Origin of the sequence: Micromonospora sp. WMMD882 (assembly GCF_027497255.1) — a bacterium.
In the GTDB taxonomy this organism is placed as follows: Bacteria; Actinomycetota; Actinomycetes; order Mycobacteriales; family Micromonosporaceae; genus Micromonospora.
Genome location: NZ_CP114903.1, coordinates 5,517,139 through 5,538,862 on the forward strand (window position 1 = coordinate 5,517,139; position 21,724 = coordinate 5,538,862).

General features: G+C 72.0%; 19 protein-coding genes. 15 read left to right on the forward strand and 4 right to left on the reverse strand.

All coding sequences use genetic code 11. The features are described 5' to 3' along the window. Nucleotides 1-237 precede the first annotated feature (237 nt). The 12 genes from secY (at nucleotide 238) to truA (ending at nucleotide 8,920) form a co-directional block, all read left to right on the forward strand. Nucleotides 238-1,566, forward strand: coding sequence for a preprotein translocase subunit SecY (secY, locus tag O7606_RS23785; protein WP_281596226.1), 1,329 nt, complete (start codon nucleotides 238-240; stop codon nucleotides 1,564-1,566). Continuing rightward, nucleotides 1,567-2,220, forward strand: coding sequence for an adenylate kinase (locus O7606_RS23790; protein WP_281596227.1), 654 nt, complete (start codon nucleotides 1,567-1,569; stop codon nucleotides 2,218-2,220). It begins immediately after the preceding gene. A 95-nt stretch (nucleotides 2,221-2,315) separates the two neighbouring features. Beyond that, nucleotides 2,316-3,167 (forward strand): type I methionyl aminopeptidase, encoded by an 852-nt coding sequence (gene map / locus O7606_RS23795; protein WP_281596228.1) that lies wholly within the window; start codon nucleotides 2,316-2,318, stop codon nucleotides 3,165-3,167. 75 nt (nucleotides 3,168-3,242) lie between these two features. Continuing rightward, on the forward strand, nucleotides 3,243-3,857 hold the full coding sequence (locus tag O7606_RS23800) for a DUF1707 domain-containing protein (RefSeq protein WP_281596229.1): 615 nt from the start codon (nucleotides 3,243-3,245) through the stop codon (nucleotides 3,855-3,857). 228 nt (nucleotides 3,858-4,085) lie between these two features. Then, on the forward strand, nucleotides 4,086-4,307 hold the full coding sequence (gene infA / locus O7606_RS23805; protein ID WP_007073013.1) for a translation initiation factor IF-1: 222 nt from the start codon (nucleotides 4,086-4,088) through the stop codon (nucleotides 4,305-4,307). Nucleotides 4,308-4,401: 94 nt separating this feature from the next. Continuing rightward, nucleotides 4,402-4,515, forward strand: coding sequence for a 50S ribosomal protein L36 (gene rpmJ, locus O7606_RS23810; protein WP_012184307.1), 114 nt, complete (start codon nucleotides 4,402-4,404; stop codon nucleotides 4,513-4,515). A 266-nt stretch (nucleotides 4,516-4,781) separates the two neighbouring features. Beyond that, nucleotides 4,782-5,162 carry a 30S ribosomal protein S13 gene (rpsM, locus tag O7606_RS23815; RefSeq protein WP_043965541.1) on the forward strand — a complete coding sequence of 127 codons (381 nt, stop codon included), beginning with the start codon at nucleotides 4,782-4,784 and terminating at the stop codon, nucleotides 5,160-5,162. A gap of 88 nt (nucleotides 5,163-5,250) precedes the next feature. Next, the gene (gene rpsK, locus O7606_RS23820) at nucleotides 5,251-5,658 is read left to right on the forward strand and encodes a 30S ribosomal protein S11 (RefSeq protein WP_030329919.1); all 408 of its coding nucleotides are present in this window, start codon (nucleotides 5,251-5,253) and stop codon (nucleotides 5,656-5,658) included. Between the two features lie 14 nt (nucleotides 5,659-5,672). Then, nucleotides 5,673-6,299 (forward strand): 30S ribosomal protein S4, encoded by a 627-nt coding sequence (gene rpsD, locus O7606_RS23825; RefSeq protein ID WP_281596230.1) that lies wholly within the window; start codon nucleotides 5,673-5,675, stop codon nucleotides 6,297-6,299. A gap of 101 nt (nucleotides 6,300-6,400) precedes the next feature. After that, the gene (locus O7606_RS23830) at nucleotides 6,401-7,423 is read left to right on the forward strand and encodes a DNA-directed RNA polymerase subunit alpha (protein ID WP_076466647.1); all 1,023 of its coding nucleotides are present in this window, start codon (nucleotides 6,401-6,403) and stop codon (nucleotides 7,421-7,423) included. A gap of 34 nt (nucleotides 7,424-7,457) precedes the next feature. Further along, nucleotides 7,458-8,018 carry a 50S ribosomal protein L17 gene (rplQ, locus tag O7606_RS23835; protein WP_281596231.1) on the forward strand — a complete coding sequence of 187 codons (561 nt, stop codon included), beginning with the start codon at nucleotides 7,458-7,460 and terminating at the stop codon, nucleotides 8,016-8,018. 71 nt (nucleotides 8,019-8,089) lie between these two features. Continuing rightward, a complete protein-coding gene (gene truA / locus O7606_RS23840) occupies nucleotides 8,090-8,920 on the forward strand; it encodes a tRNA pseudouridine(38-40) synthase TruA (RefSeq protein WP_281596232.1) in 831 nt (276 codons plus the stop codon). 128 nt (nucleotides 8,921-9,048) lie between these two features. Here the strand turns inward: truA and O7606_RS23845 are convergent, their stop codons facing one another. Beyond that, nucleotides 9,049-10,095: a hypothetical protein gene (locus O7606_RS23845; RefSeq protein WP_281596233.1), complete on the reverse strand. Its 1,047-nt coding sequence runs from the start codon at nucleotides 10,093-10,095 to the stop codon at nucleotides 9,049-9,051. A 112-nt stretch (nucleotides 10,096-10,207) separates the two neighbouring features. On the opposite strand from O7606_RS23845, the gene O7606_RS23850 reads away from it, so the two are divergent. From O7606_RS23850 to O7606_RS23860, 3 genes are all read left to right on the forward strand, one after another. Further along, nucleotides 10,208-10,813, forward strand: coding sequence for a methyltransferase (locus O7606_RS23850; RefSeq protein ID WP_281596234.1), 606 nt, complete (start codon nucleotides 10,208-10,210; stop codon nucleotides 10,811-10,813). Between the two features lie 40 nt (nucleotides 10,814-10,853). Next, nucleotides 10,854-12,527 (forward strand): ATP-binding cassette domain-containing protein, encoded by a 1,674-nt coding sequence (locus tag O7606_RS23855; RefSeq protein ID WP_281596235.1) that lies wholly within the window; start codon nucleotides 10,854-10,856, stop codon nucleotides 12,525-12,527. A gap of 191 nt (nucleotides 12,528-12,718) precedes the next feature. Next, nucleotides 12,719-13,663, forward strand: a complete 945-nt coding sequence (locus O7606_RS23860) for an aldo/keto reductase (RefSeq protein WP_281599838.1) — start codon at nucleotides 12,719-12,721, stop codon at nucleotides 13,661-13,663. Nucleotides 13,664-13,818: 155 nt separating this feature from the next. Here the strand turns inward: O7606_RS23860 and O7606_RS23865 are convergent, their stop codons facing one another. From O7606_RS23865 to O7606_RS23875, 3 genes are all read right to left on the reverse strand, one after another. Next, complete coding sequence (locus O7606_RS23865) at nucleotides 13,819-14,676, reverse strand: hypothetical protein (protein ID WP_281596236.1); 858 nt, start codon at nucleotides 14,674-14,676, stop codon at nucleotides 13,819-13,821. Between the two features lie 149 nt (nucleotides 14,677-14,825). Then, on the reverse strand, nucleotides 14,826-15,389 hold the full coding sequence (locus tag O7606_RS23870; protein ID WP_281596237.1) for a hypothetical protein: 564 nt from the start codon (nucleotides 15,387-15,389) through the stop codon (nucleotides 14,826-14,828). Between the two features lie 79 nt (nucleotides 15,390-15,468). Then, on the reverse strand, nucleotides 15,469-21,321 hold the full coding sequence (locus O7606_RS23875) for a ThuA domain-containing protein (RefSeq protein ID WP_281596238.1): 5,853 nt from the start codon (nucleotides 21,319-21,321) through the stop codon (nucleotides 15,469-15,471). Nucleotides 21,322-21,724: the final 403 nt, after the last annotated feature.

Here is a 21,724-nt window from a genome sequence, read left to right on the forward strand (position 1 = left end):
TCCAGGACCGTGGCGCTCGTCCAGTTGGCGACAACTGGCGGGCGTCACGGTCTACTGCGTGTCAGTGGTCCGAATCACATCGTTACTGATATATGTTCCCGGGCAAGCCTGCCCGGATGGCGGTCGGGCTGTTAGAGTCCGTTCCCAGCTATGCATATCGGGCGCTCGCCCGAAGCCACGCCACCCCACCCCGCCCGGGACCACCACCGGCGGCCCGCCTCGCGCAGGAGGAAGAAGTTGCTGTCCGCCTTTCTCAGTGCGTTCCGTACGCCTGACCTGCGCAAGAAGCTGCTGTTCACAGTCGGCATCATCGCGGTCTACCGGCTCGGCGCCACGCTGCCCAGCCCGGGCGTCTCGTACGCCAACGTCCAGAAGTGCATCGACAGCATGGAGGGCGGGTCGAACGGGGTCTTCAACCTCCTCAACCTCTTCTCCGGCGGCGCGCTGCTGTCGCTCTCGGTCTTCGCGCTGGGCATCATGCCCTACATCACCGCGTCGATCATCCTGCAGCTCCTGACCGTGGTCATCCCGCGACTGGAGCAGCTCCGCAAGGAGGGGCAGGCCGGTCAGGCGAAGATCACCCAGTACACCCGCTACCTGACCCTCGGCCTGGGCGTGCTCCAGGCGTCGGCGTTCGTCGCGCTGGCCCGCTCCGGGCAGCTCTTCAACAACCAGTGCGACCAGTTCCCGATCATCCCGCAGGGCACCGGCATCCCGGACTGGCTGACCCTGACGATCCTGGTCATGACCATGACCGCGGGCACCGGCATGGTGATGTGGCTCGGCGAGCTGATCACCGACCGGGGCGTCGGCAACGGCATGTCCGTCCTGATCTTCACCTCGATCTCCGCCCGCCTCCCCAGCGAGGGCTGGCAGATCAAGCAGACCAAGGGCTGGGGCTGGTTCGCGCTGGTCGTCGCGCTGGTCCTGCTGGTCATCACCGCGGTCGTCTTCATCGAGCAGGCGCAGCGCCGGATCCCGGTGCAGTACGCCAAGCGCATGATCGGCCGGCGGATGTACGGCGGCACCTCGACCTACATCCCGCTGAAGGTCAACCAGGCGGGTGTCATCCCGGTCATCTTCGGTTCGTCGCTGCTCTACCTGCCGCAGCTCGCGCTCCAGTTCTTCGACCAGACCGACCCGGGCAAGACCCAGGCGTGGATCCAGAACAACCTGGTCGACCCGACCAGCCCGATCTACATCTCGGTGTACTTCCTGCTGATCATCTTCTTCACGTACTTCTACGTCTCGATCACGTTCAACCCGACCGAGGTCGCGGACAACATGAAGAAGTACGGCGGCTTCGTGCCGGGCATCCGCCCTGGCAAGCCGACCGCCGAGTACCTCGACTTCATCCTCAGCCGGATCACCCTGCCGGGCGCGCTCTACCTCGCGGCCATCTCCGTCCTGCCGAACTTCTTCTTCATCTGGCTCGACAGCCAGGCGTACGTGAACTTCCCGTTCGGCGGCACCGCTGTGCTGATCATGGTCGGCGTCGGTCTGGAGACCGTGAAGCAGATCGAGAGCCAACTCATGCAGCGGAACTACGAAGGGTTCCTGCGGTAGATGCGACTCGTTCTGGTTGGACCGCCGGGGGCGGGCAAGGGCACACAGGCGGAGTTCATCGCCGCGCACCTGTCCGTCCCGAAGATCTCGACCGGCGACATCTTCCGGTCGAACGTCTCGCAGGGCACCCCGCTGGGGGTCGAGGCCAAGCGCTACATGGACGCCGGCGAGCTGGTGCCCGACGAGGTCACCATCAACATGGTCCGGGACCGGCTCGCCGAGCCGGACGCCGGTGAGGGGTTCCTGCTCGACGGCTTCCCGCGCACCACGCCGCAGGCCGCCGCGCTGGACAAACTCCTCGCCGACCTCGGTACCGCGCTGGACCTCGTCCTGGAGCTGGTCGTCGACGACGACGAGGTGATCCGGCGGCTCTCCGGCCGCCGGACCTGCCGGGGCTGCGGCAAGATCTGGCACGTCGAGTTCGACGCCACCACCCGGGACGGTGTCTGCGACCGGTGCGGCGCCGAGCTGTTCCAGCGCGACGACGACCGGCCGGAGACCATCGCGACCCGGCTGCGCGAGTACGCGGACAAGACCGCGCCGCTGGTGGACTACTACGGCGCCCAGGGCAAGCTGGTCGGCATCGACGCGACCGGCCCGGTCGAGGACGTCACCGTCCGGGCGATCGACGCCCTGCGCTCGTACGGCGGCTGACGTTTCGCCGTCCGCACGCTGGATAGAGTGCGGGGAGCGGAGCGCGCAGCTTCCGGCGTGCCCCCGCCTCCCCGTCGACGAAAGGTGATCGCGTCATGCGCCGCCAGCAGCTGGACATCCAGCTGAAGACTCCCGAGCAGATCGAGAAGATGCGGGCCGCCGGTCTGGTGGTGGCCGCCGCGTTGCAGCGGATGCGCGAGGCGGTGACGCCCGGCGTGAGCACCGCCGACCTCGACGCGATCGCCGAGTCGGTGATCCGGGAGGCGGGCGCGGTGCCCTCCTTCAAGGGCTACCACGGCTTCCCGGCGTCGATCTGCTCCTCGGTGAACGAGCAGGTCGTGCACGCCATCCCCGCGGCGGACCAGGTGCTCCGCGCGGGTGACCTGATCTCCATCGACTGCGGCGCGGTGCTGGACGGCTGGCACGGCGACGCCGCGATCACGGTCGGGGTCGGCGAGGTCGACCCGGCGCTGCTGCGGATGGCCGAGGTGGCCGAGGACGCGATGTGGGCCGGGATCGCGGCGGCGGCCCGGGGCGCGGCGAACGGTCGGGGTCGGCTCACCGACATCTCGCACGCGGTGGAGACGGCGGTCCGCCGGGGCGGCCGGTACGGGATCGTCGACGGCTACGGCGGGCACGGCATCGGCACCGAGATGCACCAGGACCCGCACGTGCTCAACCACGGCCGGCCGGGCAAGGGGCCCCGGCTGGTGCCCGGGATGGCGCTGGCCATCGAGCCGATGATCACGATGGGCTCGCCGCGGACGGTGGAGCTCGCCGACGGCTGGACGGTGGCGACCCGGGACGGGTCGGTCGCGGCGCACGTCGAGCACTCGATGGCGTTGCTGGAGGACGGGGTCTGGGTGCTCACCGCCGTGGACGGCGGCCGGGCCCGCCTGGGCGACCTGGTGACCGCCCGCCAGCCCGCCGGCACGCCGGCTTCCTGAGCGCTTCCGGCGGCCTGCCCGGTCCCCGTTGCTCGGCGGCAGGGGGCCTGGTGACCGGCTGGCATGCTTGGTGGCATGGAGCGACGTGACGGGATGCGGGCCGCCGACCCGGATCGGGAGGCGGTGGCCGGCCGGTTGCGGGTGGCGCTCGACGAGGGCCGACTGGATCTGCACGAGTACGACGACCGGCTGCGGCGGACGTACCTGGCCCGGACGTACGGCGAGCTGGACGCCCTGGTGGCCGACCTGCCCAGCCCGGCGGGCGGCGTGGCGACCGGCGCGGACCGGGGCGGGTTGGCGTCCCGCGAGGAGGCCGCGACCCGCTCGGTGACGGCGCGGTGGCTGGCGGAGACCTGGGAGTCGTACCTGACGGTGGTGGCGGTCACCGTGTCGGTCTGGGCGATGGTCTGCCTGCTCGACGGTCGACTGCTCTACTTCTGGCCGGCCTGGGTGGCCGGACCGTGGGGCGCGGTCCTGTTGGTGCGGACGGGGCTCGGCCTGTCCCGGGGCGAGCCGCGGCGGTGGGCGGTCGAGCAGGAGGGCAAGCGACGGCGGCGGGCCGAGAAGCGGCAGCGGAAGCGGGAGCTCCGGGCGGACGGACGGGGCCGGGACATCACCGCCGGCGGGGTCACGGATCCGCCGGGAGGGGTCGCCGATCCGCCGGGCGGGGTCGTCCGGGGCGACGACTGACCTGTCATCGTTCGTCCGGTTTCCGGGTGACCGGGGTGGCCGGTTTGGCGAGCGCCGGACGCCCGGCGTACACTTTCAGATCGGCGCACAGCGTCCACTCCGGCATGCCCATCCTGCGCTTCGGTGGGGCCGGAGCCGCGGCTGGTCCGGACAATCTGATCATGGTCAGTGGTTCGGGTAAGACGTTGTGGGCCGTCCGGAGGAACCGACGTCAGGACAGCGGAGGACATGCCGAAAAAAGACGGAGCCATCGAGATCGAGGGTCGAGTCATCGAGCCCCTACCGAACGCCATGTTCCGGGTGGAGCTCGCGAACGGTCACAAGGTGCTGGCTCACATCAGCGGCAAGATGCGGCAGCACTACATCCGCATCCTGCCGGAGGACCGGGTCGTCGTCGAACTCTCGCCGTACGACCTGACTCGCGGCCGCATCGTCTACCGCTACAAGTAACCGCCTGACGGCGGCCGGGTCGTCCCGTGTCCGTCCTCGACGTCCGGTGTCGCGCCTCGTCGCGTCGTCGGGCCAGATGGGAAGTAAGGCAACCGTGAAGGTCAAGCCGAGCGTCAAGAGGATCTGCAACAAGTGCCGGGTGATCCGCCGGCACGGCCGGGTCATGGTCATCTGCACCGACCCGCGCCACAAGCAGCGCCAGGGCTGATCCGGCGTCGCCCGACCGCACGCCGGTCGGTCGTGGTCGGTTCGGGCCGCAGGTCCTGACAGCACATCATCAGCTCGTCCCAGCCGCGGGCGGTGCGCGTCGCGTACCGGATCGTGGCTGACCCCCGGTCGGAGGCCGGGGCCCGCTCGGGCAGCGACCGATCCCGGTCGCCGGCGCGGCAAGCGCCGGAAGGACAGGGACGGCCGGTAGCGGGGCGGGACGGGTCCACACCTCCGCCAAGAAAACCAGAGGGAGTACGCCCGCACATGGCACGTCTAGTCGGCGTCGACCTTCCCCGCGAGAAGCGGATGGAGATCGCGCTCACCTACATCTTCGGCGTGGGCCGCACCCGCGCCCTGGAGACGCTCGCCGCCACCGGCATCTCGCCGGACAAGCGCGCCCGGGACCTCACGGACGAGGAGCTGGTCCAGCTCCGCGACCACATCGAGGGCAACTACAAGGTAGAAGGCGACCTGCGCCGCGAGGTCGCCGCTGACATCCGTCGCAAGGTCGAGATCGGCTGCTACGCGGGTATCCGGCACCGCCGGGGCCTGCCGGTGCGCGGCCAGCGGACGCGGACCAACGCCCGCACCCGCAAGGGCCCGAAGCGGACCGTCGCCGGCAAGAAGAAGCCCGGCAAGAAGTAAGACGTGAACCGGGATCCGGGTCGGCGCCCGCCGAGGTAGGCCGGACTCCAACCCGAACCGGTAAGTCAACTAGGAGCGCAGAAGACTTATGCCACCGAAGGCTCGTGCCGGAGCCGCCGTCAAGAAGGTCCGGCGCAAGGAACGCAAGAACGTCGCCCACGGGCAGGCGCACATCAAGAGCACCTTCAACAACACGATCGTGTCCATCACGGACCCGACCGGCGCGGTCATCTCGTGGGCCTCCGCCGGTCAGGTCGGCTTCAAGGGCTCGCGCAAGTCGACCCCGTTCGCCGCGCAGCTCGCCGCCGAGGCGGCCGCGCGTCGGGCGATGGAGCACGGCATGCGCAAGGTCGACGTCTTTGTGAAGGGCCCCGGCTCCGGCCGGGAGACCGCGATCCGTTCGCTGCAGGCCGTCGGGCTGGAGGTCGGCCAGATCGCCGACGTCACCCCGCAGCCGCACAACGGGTGCCGTCCGCCGAAGCGTCGCCGGGTCTGAGAGGTTAGAGAGAGATGGCTCGTTACACCGGTGCTGACTGCCGCCGTTGCCGGCGGGAGAAGATGAAGCTGTTCCTCAAGGGCAGCAAGTGCGATGGCCCGAAGTGCCCGTTCGAGTCCCGGCCGTTCCCGCCCGGGCAGCACGGCCGCGGCCGGACCAAGGAGACGGAGTACCTGCTCCAGCTCCGCGAGAAGCAGAAGGCCCGCCGGGTGTACGGCGTGCTGGAGAAGCAGTTCCGCGGTTACTACGAGGAGGCCGTGGCCAAGCAGGCCAAGACCGGCGAGATCCTCCTCCAGATCCTGGAGTCGCGGCTCGACAACGTGGTCTACCGGGCCGGCTACGCCAAGTCCCGGGACATGGCCCGCCAGCTCGTCAAGCACGGGCACTTCACGGTCAACGGGAAGAAGACCGACATCCCGTCGTTCCGCGTGAAGGAGCACGACATCATCGAGGTCCGGGGCAAGAGCAAGGAGCTCACCCCGTTCATCGTGGCCCAGGCCGAGGCCGGCTCGAAGTCCGTGCCGGCGTGGCTGGAGGCCATCCCCAGCCAGATGAAGATCCTGGTGCACTCGCTCCCGGCCCGGCAGGTCATCGACACGCAGGTCCAGGAGCAGCTGATCGTCGAGCTCTACTCCAAGTAGTCGGAGCTCGTTGCGGTGGTCCGTCCCGGTCGCGGGGCGGACCACCGGAACACTTTGTCGTGGGCGTCATATGGCGGGCGCCCCGGAAGAGAAGAGACACCATGCTCATCAGTCAGCGACCGACCCTCTCCGAAGAGTCGATCAACGAGACCCGGTCCCGGTTCACCATCGAGCCGCTGGAGCCCGGCTTCGGCTACACCCTCGGCAACTCGCTGCGGCGTACGCTGCTGTCGTCCATCCCGGGCGCGGCGGTGACCTCGATCAAGATCGACGGGGTGCTGCACGAGTTCACCACGATCCCCGGCGTCAAGGAGGACGTGGTCGAGCTCGTCATGAACATCAAGGAGCTGTGCGTCAGCTCCGAGCACGACGAGCCGGTCAGCATGTACCTGCGCAAGCAGGGTCCGGGCGACGTGACCGCGGGCGACATCCAGCCCCCGGCCGGCGTCTCGGTGCACAACCCGGACCTCAAGCTCGCCACCCTCAACGGCAAGGGCCGGCTCGACATGGAGCTGACCGTCGAGCGGGGTCGCGGCTACGTCACCGCCGCGCAGAACAAGCAGGCCGGCGCCGAGATCGGCCGGATCCCGGTCGACTCGATCTACTCGCCGGTGCTGAAGGTGACGTACCGCGTCGAGGCGACCCGGGTCGAGCAGCGGACCGACTTCGACCGGCTGATCATCGACGTCGAGACCAAGCCGTCGATGGGCCCGCGTACCGCGCTGGCCTCCGCCGGCTCGACGCTGGTGGAGCTGTTCGGGCTGGCCCGGGAGCTGGACGAGACCGCCGAGGGCATCGACATCGGGCCGTCCCCGCAGGACGCCCAGCTCGCGGCGGACCTGGCGCTGCCGATCGAGGAGCTGGACCTGACCGTCCGCTCCTACAACTGCCTCAAGCGCGAGGGCATCAACACCGTGGGTGAGCTGATCGGGCGCACCGAGGCCGACCTCCTCGACATCCGCAATTTCGGTCAGAAGTCGATCGACGAGGTCAAGATGAAGCTCGCCGGGATGGGGCTGGGTCTGAAGGACTCCGCGCCCAACTTCGACCCGGCACACGTCGTGGACACCTTCGGCGAGGCTGACTACGACACCGACGACTACCGCGAGACCGAGCAGCTGTAAGCCCGGCTGAGCATCTAAACGAGGAGCACCAACCATGCCCACGCCCACGAAGGGCGCCCGCCTCGGCGGCAGCCCCGCGCACGAGCGGCTGATGCTGGCCAACCTGGCCATGTCGCTGTTCCAGCACGGCAAGATCAAGACCACCGAGACGAGGGCCCGGCGGCTGCGTCCGCTCGCGGAGCAGCTCATCACCAAGGCCAAGCGTGGTGACCTGGCCTCCCGTCGGCGGGTGCTCGCCGTCGTCAAGGACAAGGACGTGGTCTACACCCTGTTCGACCAGATCGCGCCCCGGTACGCCAACCGTCCCGGTGGCTACACCCGGATCGTGAAGACCGGTCCGCGCAAGGGTGACGCCGCGCCGATGGCGATCATCGAGCTGGTCGAGGAGCTTCAGGTCGCCGAGCCGAAGGCGAACAAGAAGACCGCCGCCCGCAAGGCCGCGCAGCAGGACAAGGTCGAGGCGCTCGCGCCGACCGAGGAGGCCCCGCAGGCCAAGGCCGACGACCAGGACGCCGAGGCGCCCGTCTCGGCCTCGGGGGACACCCCGGCCGCCCGTGAGGACAGCGACGAGGCCGGCGAGAACGACAAGGCCTGAGTTCGTGGCACCATCGGGCCCGACATCCCATCCGGATGTCGGGCCCGACGCATGAGCGGAAGAGGTACGAGGTGGACGAACGGATCCGGCTGCGGCTGGACGTCGCGTACGACGGCACGGGGTTCTCCGGGTGGGCCGCGCAGCCGCAGCGGCGCACGGCGGCCGGGGTGCTCGTCGCGACGCTGGACCAGATCCTCGGCGCGGGCGTCGCGACCGGCCTGACCGTGGCCGGGCGGACCGACGCCGGGGTGCACGCCTCCGGCCAGGTCTGCCACCTCGACCTGCCCGCGCAGGTGTGGCGGGCGTATGCCGGCTCGCTGCTGCGCCGGCTGGCCCGGGTGCTCCCGACGGACCTGCGGGTCCGGGCGCTGACCGAGGCGCCGGCCGACTTCGACGCCCGGTTCTCGGCGACCTTCCGCCGGTACGAGTACCGGGTCACCGACGCCCCGTGGGGGGCCGAGCCGCTGCGCCGGCACGAGGTGCTGGCCTGGCCCCGGCCGTTGGACCTGACCGCGCTGGAGCAGGCGGCGGCCGGGCTGGTCGGCGAGCACGACTTCGCGGCGTACTGCAAACGCAAGGAGCACGCGACCACGCTGCGCGAGGTGACCCGGCTGGACTGGCGACGCGACCCGGACGGCCTGCTGGTGGCCACGGTGCAGGCCGACGCGTTCTGCCAGGCGATGGTCCGGAGTCTGGTCGGTGCGATGCTGTCCGCCGGGGACGGCCGGCGGCCCGTCGACTGGCCGGCGGGCCTGCTGACCCGGCGGGAACGGTCCAGCGAGGTGACCGTCGCGCCCGCGCACGGGCTGACCCTGGTCGCCGTGGGCTACCCGGACGACCCGGCCGAGTACGCCCGCCGCGCCGACCTGACCCGGCGGCTGCGCGTACCGGCCGCGTCCTGACCGGTCCCGGCGGTACCGGCCGCGTCCTGACCGGTCCCGGCGGCGCCTGAGCCGGCCCCGGGGAACGCCGGCGCGGGTCTGCTGGATCCCGGGCGCCGGGCAGGGTTCGTCACGTGCCCCGCGGCGCGTCAGTCGTTGGGGTCGGGGCGGTGGGTGGGGCCGTCCTGCGTCAGGTCGGGGTCGGGGGCGGCCCGGCGGCCCAGCACCGTCTTGTCGAGGTGGGTCTGGACCAGGTCGGCGAGCACCTGTCGGGCGTTCTGGTCGGCCGGATCGAGCGCCTCGCCGTCGGCCCGCACCACCATGCAGTACGCGACGTAGTGGCCGCGCGCCTGCCAGGACACCCGGGCCGGGGCGGCGCCCAGGGCCTCGGTGTCCTCGTCCTCGTCCTCGCTCACCAGGCCGTTGAACCGGCCCCGCTGCTGTTGGAGGATCTCCCGGATCCGTTCCTGGACCCGGTCGGCGGTGGCCCGGTCGGTGACGTTGAACAGCCCGGCGGTGGCCAGGTACTTCTCGTCGGAGGTACGCAGGGTGCCGCGTACCACCTGGTTGCAGCCGAGCCGGACGAGCAGGTCGGCGATGTCGTCGGTGGCCGCGACGGCGCAGCTTCCGCTGGACTGGGTACGCAGCACCTGGTAGGCCGGTCGTCCCCGGTCGACGACGAGTTGGCTGCCGGGGAAGACCTCCTTGGCGGTCAGCGGCAGCGGATCCGTGTCGCGGGAGTCCAGGTCGGTCTCGTCGGGGGCGTCGGTGCGGGCGGCTGCCGGCGGCGCGCTCGGCTCGGCGGGTCCCGGCGTGTTGTCACGTTCCGCCAGGTACACGGCGGTGCCGAGGCCGCCGAGGCCCAGCAGCATCAGGACGGCGGCGGCGCCGAGGAGCGCCTGCCAGAGCCGGCCGCCGGAGCCCCGGGGCCGGGGCGGTCGGCGCGCCGTCCGGGCCGGGTCGTCGTAGCGGACGGGTTCGGTGGCGAAGCGTCCCGCCGGTTCCGTTCCGCCCACCGGGGGGCCGCCGAAGCCCGGCGCCGGGTCGGGGGTCCGGGGGAGGGCCGGGGGTGGGAAGCGGGAGGGCGAAGGGCCGGTGGGCGCCGGCGCGCGTCGGGCATCGGGGGCCTCCGGGTCGGCCTCGTGGCCGGGGAAGCCTGCTGTCGCGTCCTCATCGGACTCGTACCGGTACACCATGACCCCTAGATTAGGCTCATTGCCTCTTTAAGGGATAAAAACCAAAAAAACCGGCGTACTTCGTTCCCGGTCCCCGATCCGCCCTGGCCGGGCCGTGGGAGAGAATGCGGGCGTGACCGCCGACCACTACTTCAGCCCGCATCCCGGCAGCCCGTCCCCACCGCGTGCGGTCGAGTTCAACGTCGCCGGTCGGGACTACACACTGGACTCGGCGGGCGGGGTCTTCTCCGCCGACCGGCTCGACCCCGGCACCGCCGTCCTGCTGCGCAAGGCCGACCTGCCCGACGCGGGCACCGCCGGGGCGCTGCTCGACCTCGGGTGCGGCTTCGGGCCGATCACCTGCGTGCTGACCACCCACGCGCCGACGGCCACCGTCTGGGCGGTCGACGTCAACGAACGCGCCCGGCGGCTGACCACGGACAACGCCGCCCGGGTCGGCGCCGCCGACCGGGTCCGGGTGGTCGAGCCGGACGACGTGCCGGACGGGCTGACGTTCGCGCAGCTCTGGTCCAACCCGCCGATCCGGATCGGCAAGGACGAGCTGCACGCCCTGCTGCGCCGGTGGCTGCCCCGGCTCGCCCCGGACGGGGTCGGCTGGCTGGTGGTGGCCCGCCACCTCGGCGGCGACTCGCTGCACCGCTGGCTCACCGAGCAGGGCTGGCAGGTCCACCGGCACGCCAGCCAGAAGGGCTACCGGGTGCTGCGGGTCACCCGGTAAATCGATGTCCCGGCCCGGGCCGGTCGGGCAGGATGCCGGCGTGGGATACGTGGACGTGGCCGGGGTGGCGCACACCCTGCCGGACGGTCGGGAACTCTTCGCCGAGGTGTCCTTCCGGGTCGGCGAGGGAGCGAAGGTGGCCCTGGTCGGCCCGAACGGGGCGGGCAAGACCACCCTGCTCCGGATGGTCGCCGGTGACCTGCCGGTCCGGGTCGGCGGCATCGCCCGGGCCGGCGGGCTCGGCGTGATGCGCCAGTTCATCGGCATGATCGGCGACGACTCCACGCTCGCCGACCTGGCGTTGAGTCTCGCCCCGCCCGCGCTGCGCGACGCCGGCCGCCGACTGGCCGAGACCGAGGCGGCGATGGGGGCCGCCGAACTGCGCGGCAAGTACGGCGCCGCCGCCGCGAAAGCCCAGATGGCGTACGCGGACGCGCTCGCCGCCTGGGGCGAGGCCGGCGGGTACGACGCCGAGGTGCTCTTCGACACCGTCGCCACCATCGTGCTCGCCCTGCCCTGGGAGACCGCCCGGTCCCGGCCGGTCCGGACCCTCTCCGGCGGGCAGCAGAAGCGCTTCGCCCTGGAGCTGCTGCTGCGTGGCCCGGACGAGGTGCTGCTGCTCGACGAGCCGGACAACTTCCTCGACGTGCCGGGCAAACGCTGGCTGGAGACGCGGCTGCGCGAGTCGGCCAAGTCGGTGCTCTACGTCTCGCACGACCGGGAGCTGCTGGCCCGCAGCGCCGACCGGGTGGTCGCGGTGGAGGGCGGCAGCGCCTGGGTGCACCCCGGCGGCTTCGGGACCTGGTACGAGGCGCGGGTGGCCCGGCACGCCCGCCTCGACGAGCAGCGCCGCCGGTGGGACGAGGAGCACCAGAAGCTGCGCGAGCTGATGCTGATGTACAAGCAGAAGGCCGCGTACAACGACGGGCTGGCGTCGCGGTACCAGGCCGCGCAGACCCGGTTGCGCAAGTTCGAGGAGGCCGGGCCGCCGCCCGTACCGCCGAAGGAGCAGGACATCCGGATGCGGCTGACCGGCGGACGCACCGGCAAGCGCGCGGTGATCGCCGAGCAGCTTGAGATCGACGGCCTGACCTACCCCTTCGACCTGGAGATCTGGTACGGCGACCGGGTGGCCGTCCTCGGCGCGAACGGCACCGGCAAGTCGCACTTCCTGCGGTTGCTGGCCCGGGGCGGCACCGACCCGGACCCGGCGAACGGTCCGGTCGACGGGGCCGCCGCGCTGGCCCCGGTCGCCCACGACGGGGTGGTGCGGCTCGGCGCGCGGGTCCGCCCCGGGCACTTCTCGCAGACCCACGACCGGCCGGAGCTGACGGCGCGGACCCTGGTCGAGATCCTGTGGCGGGGCGACGAGCACCGCGCCGGCATGGACCGGCACGCGGCGATGGCGGCGCTCGGCCGGTACGAGCTGGCCGGCCAGGGCGACCAGCGCTTCGGCACCCTCTCCGGCGGCCAGCAGGCGCGTTTCCTGGTGCTGCTGCTGGAGCTGTCCGGGGCGACCCTGCTGCTGCTCGACGAGCCCACCGACAACCTGGACCTGGCCAGCGCGGAGGCGCTGGAGGAGGGGCTGAAGGCGTTCGCCGGCACGGTGGTGGCGGTGACCCACGACCGCTGGTTCACCCGGTCCTTCGACCGGTTCCTCCTGTTCGCCGGTGACGGCGAGGTCCGCGAGACCCCCGAGCCGGTGTGGGGCTGAGCACCGACCCCGGACGCGCCGACCCCGGACGCGCCGACCCCGGACGCGCCGACCCCGGACGCGCCGCCCTCGGACGCGTTGCCCCCGGACGCGGGATGCCGGGGTGTCCGCCCGCCGCGAAGGCCCCTTTTCCAGGAAGTGGATCCGGGCCGGCGGGGGCGCGATGGGCATAGGGTCGGGGCGTGACTGAGATGACCTATCGCCGGCTGGGCGACTCCGGGCTCGTGGTGTCCGTGGTCGGGGTCGGCTGCAACAACTTCGGCCGCAAACTCGACCTGGACGGCACCCGGGCGGTGGTGGACGCCGCCCTGGACGCCGGCATCAACCTCTTCGACACCGCCGACATCTACGGCGAGCCGCACGGCGGGTCCGAGGAGCTGCTCGGCGCGGCGCTGCGCGGGCGGCGGGACGACGTGGTGGTGGCCACCAAGTTCGGCATGGACATGGCGGGCATGAACGGCCCCGACCACGGGGCGCGGGGCGCCCGCCGCTACGTCGCCCGGGCGGTGGAGGCGTCGCTGCGTCGCCTCGGCACCGACCACATCGACCTGTACCAGATGCACGAGCCCGACCCGGGCACCCCGATCGAGGAGACCCTCGCCGCCCTCGACGACCTGGTCCGCGCCGGCAAGGTGCGGTACCTGGGCAACTCCAACTTCACCGGCTGGCAGATCGCCGACGCCGACTGGACCGCCCGGACGGCCGGCACCAGCCGGTTCGTCAGCGCCCAGAACCACTACAGCCTGCTGGAGCGCGCCGTCGAGGCCGAGGTGACGCCGGCCTGCGAACGCTTCGGGCTGGGGCTGCTGCCGTTCTTCCCGCTCGCCAACGGGCTGCTCACCGGGAAGTACCGGCGGGACGAGCAGCCGCCGGCCGGCAGCCGGCTCGCCGGCGGCGGGCGGTACGCGGCCCGGTTCGCCGCCGCCGACTGGGACACCATCGAGGCGATCGAGGCGTACGCCGGGCAGCGGGGGCTGAGCCTGCTCCAGGTGGCGATCGGCGGGCTGGCCGCCCAGCCGGCGGTGACCTCGGTGATCGCCGGGGCCACCACGCCGGAGCAGGTACGCGCCAACGCCGCCGCCGGGGTCTGGCAGCCGGACGCCGACGACCTCGCCGCCCTGCCGACCCCCGGCTGAGCCGCCGGGGCTTCCCACAGCCGGACTGAGCCGCCGTGCCGGCCTCCGGCTGAGCCGAGAGCCGGCAGGGGGCGGCAGCCGACCGCCCACGGCCGGCGGGGCGGCCGGCGACAGCGACGGGTCGGCCGGCGACAACCGACCGCCCGGCCGGCGGGTCAGTGGGGGCTGGCCGCCCGGGGGTTGGGGCGCACCCGGAGCGCGCCGGCCACCATCCGCGCCGTCCGGGCCGGATGCCGGAGCACGTCGTCGGCGGTGCACCGGACCACCCGCCAGCCCGCCGCCCGCAACGCCTGGAACCGGGACGCCTCCTGGCGGACCTGGGCCGGCTCCCGGGACGGCGTGCCCTCGTACTCGACGGCGACCCGGCGGGCCGGGTAGGCGAGATCCACCCGGCAGACGAACCGGCCGGCGGCGTCGTGCACGTCGTGCTGGGTGGCCGGCGGCGGCAGCCCGGCGTCCAGCAGCAGCAGGCGCAGCCGGGACTCCATCGGCGACCCGGCGAGCGGGTCGGCGAGGGCGAGCACCTCACGTAACTGGGGCAGGCCGGGCCAGCCGGAGCGCGCGGCAGCGTACTCCCGCAGGGTGGGCAGGTCGACCACCCGGCGGCGCAGCAACGCGTCGACGGCGACCACCGCGTCCGTGCGCGGCGGCCGGCGGGCCAGGTCGAAGGCGGTGCGGACCGTGGTGGTCACCGGCAGCCCGGCCTGGGTGGTGAGGTCGTCGTCGGCGAGGACGGACCGGGTGACCGACACCCGGGCGTGCGGTCGCATCCGGGCCGCGCGGGGCAGCACCACCGTCACCGGCGCGCCCGCCGGGAGCCCGCCGGCCCCCCACAGGTACGCGGCGCTCAGCCCGGCGATCGCCGCGCCGGGCGGCAGCACCAGCGCCACCGCCTCGCACCAGAGGCGGTGGTCGTCGGACTGGTGGCCGGCGCGGTGGACGTACACGTCGGGCAGCAGGCGCTGCCAGGCCCGTCCGCGCAGCATCGTCCAGGTGAGAAGCCCGTCGGCCACGGCTGTGCTGCCCCGGAAGGGGCGAGAGGCCAATGTGGACGGTACCTGGGGAGATCGCGGCATCAGGACAGCATGCCGTGACCGGACGGTCACGCGCTGCCCCGTAGTAAGGATTGTGAGATTTTCTCTTCCCGCGCCGGGGCGGCGGCTCAGCTCCGGCGGCGTCGGCCGGTGAGCACGGTGACCGCGCCGGCCACCACCAGCAGCGCCACCGCGCCGATACCGACCGGGAACCACCAGGCCCGCTCGTCGGCGCGTCCGTCGGCCCGGATCCGGGTGACGTCGGGGGCGCCGGCGAGCGCCCGCGCGGTCGGCGGCGGCGGGACCGGCTCCGCCGCGGTGGCCTCGACGGTGGCGGTGGCCGTGCCGCCCGGCGGGTTGGGGGCGGCGACCGTCACCTTCCACCGGCCCGGGGTGAGCAGTGGGCCGGTGGCGTAGAAGCCCCGTCCCTCGCCGGCCGGTTCGAGTGGCCGCGGGCCGAGTTTGCGGCCGTCCGGCCCGGTGGCGGTGAGCACCAGCCGGATCGGGAGGTCCGGCCGGCGACCGTCGGCGTGCACCGCCTGGACGGTGACCCCGTCGGCGCCGTCACCGGCCACGGTGAGCTTCAGCGTGCCGGGGTCCGCCGCGACCGGAGCCGCCGGCAGGAGGGCCAGGGTCGGGACGACGAGCGCGGCGAGGGCGACCCGGGCGCGCCGGGAGGTGCGGGTACGCATGGGGCAGGTCTCCTGGAGGTGGCGGGACGGAAGGGGCCCCTTCCCGACGCGTCAGCGCCGGAAAGGGGCCCCGGGGGAACTACAGGCCGCGACCGCGGGCGAGCCGGGTCGGGTCCTCGCCCAACCGGCCGGCGCCCTTGACCGATTCGCCGTCGTTCGCCTTGACGCCGGCCTTGCTGGCCGTGCCGCCCAGGCGGACGATCATCGCGTCGGCGTCCCGGACCAGCACGTCCCGGACCTCCGCCTCACCCACGAGCGAGGTGGTGCCGGCGAGCGTGCGGAACTCGGTGAGCTGCTTGATCGCCTTGGTGTCGTTGCCGTTCGCCTCGGCCTTGCGGGCCGCGTCGAGCTTGGCGGTGAGCTTCTTGTGCGCGTCGGCGGACAACCGCCCGGTCGCCTTGAACCGGTCCAGCAGGTTCTGCATGTCCCGGAACGAGGTGGTGACGAAGAACCGGACGTTCGCGGTGGTCCGGTTCCCGGCCTTGTCGGTGGCGGTCACGGTCAGCTCGTGCAGGCCGAGCGACAGCTCGTACATGGCCTGCAGGGTGCCGCTGTCGTACCGCTCGCCGTCCAGCCGGCCGACCACGCTCTGCAGGCCGGACGTCGGGTCGACCGCCTGCCAGGACACCCGGACGTCCTGGCTGTCGCCGTAGAGCTGACCGTCGGCCAGCCCGGAGACCAGCAGCGTCGGCTTCGTACCGTCGATCTTGATGATCGCGGACTTCAGCGTCTCTTCGTTGCCGACCTTGTCGGTGGCCCGGTAGAGCAGCTCGTGGCTGCCGTCCCCGGTCACCGCCACCGGCTCGGTGTACGCCGTCCAGTCGCCACCGTCGAGCGACCACTGGAGGGCCTTCACCCCGGAGCCGGCGTCGGTGGCCGTGAGGACCACCGGCACCGTCCCGGCGTGCCAGCCCTCGTCGTTGGCCGGGGCGAAGGTCGCGGTGCTGACCGGCGCGGTGGCGTCGATCCTCACCGGGACGGACTTCGTCTCCTCCACGTTGCCGGCTTCGTCGGTCGAGCGGAACCGCAGCTCGTGCTCGCCGTCACCGGAGACCGCCACCGGGGCCGTGTAGTCGGTCCAGGTGGTCGCGTCGTCCAGTTGGTACTGGGTGCCGGCGACCCCGCTGCCACCGTCCTCGTCGGTCGCGGCCAGGGTGACCGTGACCGGACCCGGGTACCAGCCCTCGACGGCGGTGCCGGAGACCGTGGCGGTGGTCACCGGCGCGGTCTCGTCCGTCTCGCCCTGCCCGGCGGTGAGCCGGAAGTAGTCGAACGTTACGGGCTTCGACGCGGTCTGGTTCCCGCTGAGGGCGAACACCCCGACCTTCGGGGTCTCGCCGACGACGGCGCTGGTCAGCGTGCCCAGCTCGGTCCACTCTTCACCGTCGGCCGAGTAGGACGCGGTGAAGTCGTCGCCGGACCGGGCCAGCCGCAGGTGCCACACCCCCTGGGTCAGCGCGGTGACCCCCGGCTGCGGGTCCTGGATCACGCCGGCGATCTCGCTGAGGAACTCGATCCGCCGGCTGACCGTCGAACCCGGGGAGTTGTCGACGACGTAGTCGAACTTGAGGTAGTTGTCGTCGTCGGCGTACACCAGCAGACCGCCCTGCTGGTACTGCTCGTTCAGGGCGCTGCCGTCGACCTTCGTCTCCATCGTCCAGTCGCCGCTCGGCGCGGTCTGCAGGATGAAGTTCGTCGGCCCGGTGTTGTCGGTGCCGTAGATGTCACCGTTCGGCACGTCGATCCGGAGGGCGCCACCGGTCACCTGGTACTTCGTGGCGTCCTCGCGGAGGATCGCGTTCCACCGGCACTTGTCCAGCGTGGCGCCGTCGAACTCGTCCGACGGGTCCACCGACCCGGCCGGCTCGTCCGGCGTCACCTGGAACCAGTCGAAGACCGCGTCCACCACCGGGGCCTCGGTGCCGCCGTTGAGGGCGAACACCCCGATCCGCGGGTTGGTGATGCCGGCCAGCGCGGCGGACCGGCCGACCGGGGTGAAGGTCTGCCCGTCGGCGGAGAACGCCGCGGTCAGGTTCGTCCCGTCGCTGATCAGTCGCAGGTGGACGGTGTCACCGGCCGGCGCGGCGGCGCTGTCGCCGCTCTCGTTGCGCGGCGTGCCGTCGGTCTCCCGGATGAACTCGACCACGCGGCTGCCGTTGTACAGCAGGTCGACCTTGGCGTAGTTGTCGTCGTCGCCGTAGACGATCAGACCGGCCTGCTGGTACGTGGCGGTCACCGGCACGGTGACCTTGGTGGTGGCCTGCCAGGCCCCGCCCGGCGCGGGCTGGAGGACCAGGTTGGTGGCGTCGTTGCGGGCGCCGTAGAGGTCACCCACCGCGGTGGGCAGCCGCAGCGCGCCGTCGGCCACCGAGTAGAGCTGGTTCTCCCGGACCACCGTCCAGCGGTCCTTGTCCAGGCCGGAGCCGAGGAAGTCGTCCGAACGCGCCCCGAAGCAGGACGTGCTCGGCGCCTCGACCTTCACCGGCACCGTGGCGTACGCCTTCGCGCCCTTGGCGTCGGTGACGGTCAGGGTGGCGGTGAAGTTGCCCGGGGCGGTGTACGTGTGGCTGGCGTCCAGGGTGGTCGCCGTGCCGCCGTCACCGAAGTCCCAGGCGTACGTCAGCGGGGTGTCGCCCTCGGCGTCGGTGGCCGTGCCGTCGAACGCCACGGTCAGCGGCGCGGTGCCGCTGGTCGGGGTGGCCGTGGCGCTGACCTGCGGCGGCGCGTTCTCCGTGACGCCGCGACCGAGGAAGTCCATCCAGTTGACGTTGAACAGCGAGTCCGTGCCGCCGGTCGGGTCCTCGGCCACGAAGTACAGCGTGCCCGAGGTCAGCTCACCGGTGATCTCCGCGGTGACGTCGACGTACGTCTGCCACGCCCCGGTGCCCGGCACGTCCACCGAGCCGACCAGCGGGCCGTCGGCGGCGTTCGCGCGGATCTCGATCCGGCCGCCGGCGTTGGCCGAGGCCACCCGGAAGCGGATCGAGTCGATGTTGGTCAGGCTGGCCGGGTCGACCGACCACCAGTCGCCGTCCTCGATGAAGCCGATGTTCTGGCCGCCACCGGCGGTGTCGCTGCCGGTCTCCTTCTGCACGCCCGGGTCGCCGCCGCCGGTGCCGCCGTCGACGCGGCCGGTGGCGGTGAAGTACTCGGCCTGCTTGCGCTTGGGCTGGAGCACCTCGATGGCCCGGCCGGTCAGCGGGCTGGCCCCGCCGGCCCCGCCGTCGTCGGTGTAGGTCGCCTCGAAGACCGCGAACACGTTCGCCTCGGCGCCGTGCCCGGAGGCCAGCGACGTCTGCACCAGGCCGGTGCAGCCGGTGTGCTGCTCCAGCGGGTGGGCGTGCTCGTCGTGGCCGAGCAGCACCTGGAGCTGCACCCGGTCACAGTCGATCTCGCCGTCCTCGGGGTCGGTCACCTTGATCGTGTAACGGACCTGGTCGCCCCACTCGAAGAACCCGCCGGCCGGCGGGAACTCGATGGTCACCGTGGGCGCGGTGTTGCCGACCGTCACCGGCACGTTCGCCACCGCGGTACGACCCTTGGGGTTGGTCACGGTGAGCTGCGCGGTGTAGTCGCCGGCCTCGGCGTACGTGTGGGTCGGGTTCGCCTCGGTGGAGGTGCCGCCGTCGCCGAACGCCCAGGCGTAGGTCAGTTCGCCGCCGTCCGGGTCCCGGGAGCCCTCGCTGGAGAAGCTCACCGTCAGCGGGGCCGCCCCGGAGGTCGGGTCGGCCTTGGCCACGGCGATCGGGGCCCGCTCACCGGCGATGTAGTCGATCCGGTAGACGCCGGAGTTGTCGTTGTTGCCGCCGAAGCCGGTGCCCCACTCGATCATGTAGAGGGCGCCGTCCGGGCCGAACTCGAAGTCCATCGGCCGCAGGAAGCTCATGCCGGTCAGCAACTGGTTGATGTCGACCAGCTCCTTGCCGTCCGCGCTGACCTGCATGGTGTACATCTTGTTCTGGTTCCACTCGCCGAGCAGCGCCTTGCCGTCGTAGTAGGCCGGCCACTTGCGGGTCGAGTTCAGGTCCGCGTCGTACCGGTAGACCGGGCCGCCCATCGGCGCGCCGCCGCCGCCGATCTCCGGGAAGAGCGGGTTCGCGGCGTAGCCGTACCAGACGGTGGCCGGGACGGCCGGCGGGAGCTGGGTCAGACCGGTGTTGTTGGGCGAGTTGTTGACCGGGGCGGCGCAGTCGAACTTCGCGCCGCTCGGGCCGGACGGGAACTGGTAGTCGTTGTACGCCGAGTTCGCCCCGGTGCAGTACGGCCAGCCGTAGTTGCCGGGCGCGCCGACGATGTTCCACTCGACCAGGCCCTCCGGGCCACGGTTCGGGTTCGCCGAGTTGGCGTCCGGTCCGTAGTCGGCCACGTACAGGGTGTCGGTGAGCGGGTCGATGCCGAGCCGGAACGGGTTACGGAAGCCCATCGCGTAGATCTCGGGACGGGTCTTCTCGGTGCCGGCCGGGAAGAGGTTGCCCTCCGGGACGGTGTACGTGCCGTCGTCCTCCGGGTGGATCCGGATCACCTTGCCGCGCAGGTCGTTGGTGTTGCCCGAGGTGCGCTGGGCGTCGTAGTCCTGCCGACCCGGCCGCTCGTCGATCGGGGTGTACGCGCTCGACTCGAACGGGTTGGTGTTGTCCCCGGTGGCCAGGTACAGGTTGCCGGCCGAGTCGAAGGTCATCGTGCCGCCCGCGTGGCAGCAGGTGTTGCGCTGGGTGTCGACCTGCAGGACCCGCTTCTCGCTGGACGCCGCGATGGTGTCCCCGGTGACGGTGAACCGGGCCAGCACGTTGCGCGGCGCCCCGTCGTTGGGCGCGTAGTAGAGGTACACCCAGTTGTTGGTGGCGAAGTCCGGGTCGAGGCGGATGCCGATCAGGCCGTCCTCGTTGCCGGTGAAGACGTCCAGGTCGATCGCGGTGACCGTGTTGCCGGTGTCCGGCTTGACGATCTGCACCCGGCCGTCGCGCTCGATGTAGAAGACCCGCCCGTCGGGAGCGACGTCCAACTCCATCGGGTTGCTGGTGTTGCTGTCCAGGGTGACCTTCTCGAAGTTGCCGGTCTTCGAGGCGCCGCAGTCGGCGTCCAGCACCCCGGCCGCGGTCTGGATGCCGCCGAGCAGGTGGGCGAGGAAGTCGGGCTCGGCGTACGACTCGTTGGTGTGGCCGCCGCCGGTGTACCAGGCCCGGCCGCCGTCGTAGTCCTGGCACCAGGCGATCGGGTGGTCCGCGCCCATCGCGCCGGAGCCCGGGGTGTACGACTTCTCGTCCAGACTGGCCAGGACGTGCACGTCGCCCCGGGGGTTGGTGCGGTAGTTGTACCACTCGTCGTACCGGCTCCACCGGTCCGGCAGGTCCGCCGTGGACGGGTGCGCCGGGTCCTCGACCTTGACCGTGGCGGTCTGGTTGGCCGGGTGGCTGTTGAAGTACGCGCCGACCAGCTCGCCGTACCACGGCCAGTCGTACTCGGTGTCGGAGGCGGCGTGGATGCCGGCGTAGCCGCCGCCGGCCTGGACGTACCGCTCGAACGCCGCCTGCTGGTCGGCGTTGAGCACGTCACCGGTGGTGGAGAGCCAGACCACCGCCTGGTACTTGGCGAGGTTGGCGTCGGTGAACGCGGCGCCGTCCTCGGTGGTGTCGACGGTGAAGTCGTTGGCCGCGCCGAGTTGCTTGATGGCGGTGATGCCGGCCGGGATGGAGCCGTGCCGGAAGCCTGCGGTCTTCGAGAAGACCAGCACCGAGAACGGGTCGGTCTCGGCCGCCACGGAGGGCGCGGTCGGCGCGGCCACCGTGTCGTTCGCGCCGGGCCGGGCGACCGGCCCCTTCGGCGCGGCCTGCGCGGCCGGGACGCTGAGCAGGGCGGTGGTGGTGAGGGTGAGGGACAGCAGAGCAGCGGTCAGCGGGGCACGTGGTGTGCGTCCCCGGTGGAGTCGGGACACTAAGGTCTCCTTTGTCCTGATGGACAGGGCGTACGCGAGGGCCGGTTCGCCGAAGACCGCCCCGGTGGCCGGTACGGGCGCCGTGCCAGGGCGTTCGTACCGGATTTTGCTTATTCGATGAACAAATTAGCGTTGCTCGAAGTGTGTCGGGCAAGGCGTGGCTGTGTAACGTTTGCGTAACGGGCGGGCGCAATGTGCCGCAAAAGCGGACGGAAGCCTGCCGGGCCGCTGCACAGTGACCGGTCCGGGCCCTGCCGGCAGTCGCGGCCGGAGAGCGGCCGGCAGGTCGTGGCCGGACAGGCGGCCGGGGCAGGTGGTGGCTGGGGCAGGTGGTGGCCGGTGCCGGCCAGCCACCGTGACCACCTTCACGGTTATCCGGAAAACCGGACCCGGCCCCTTGGCG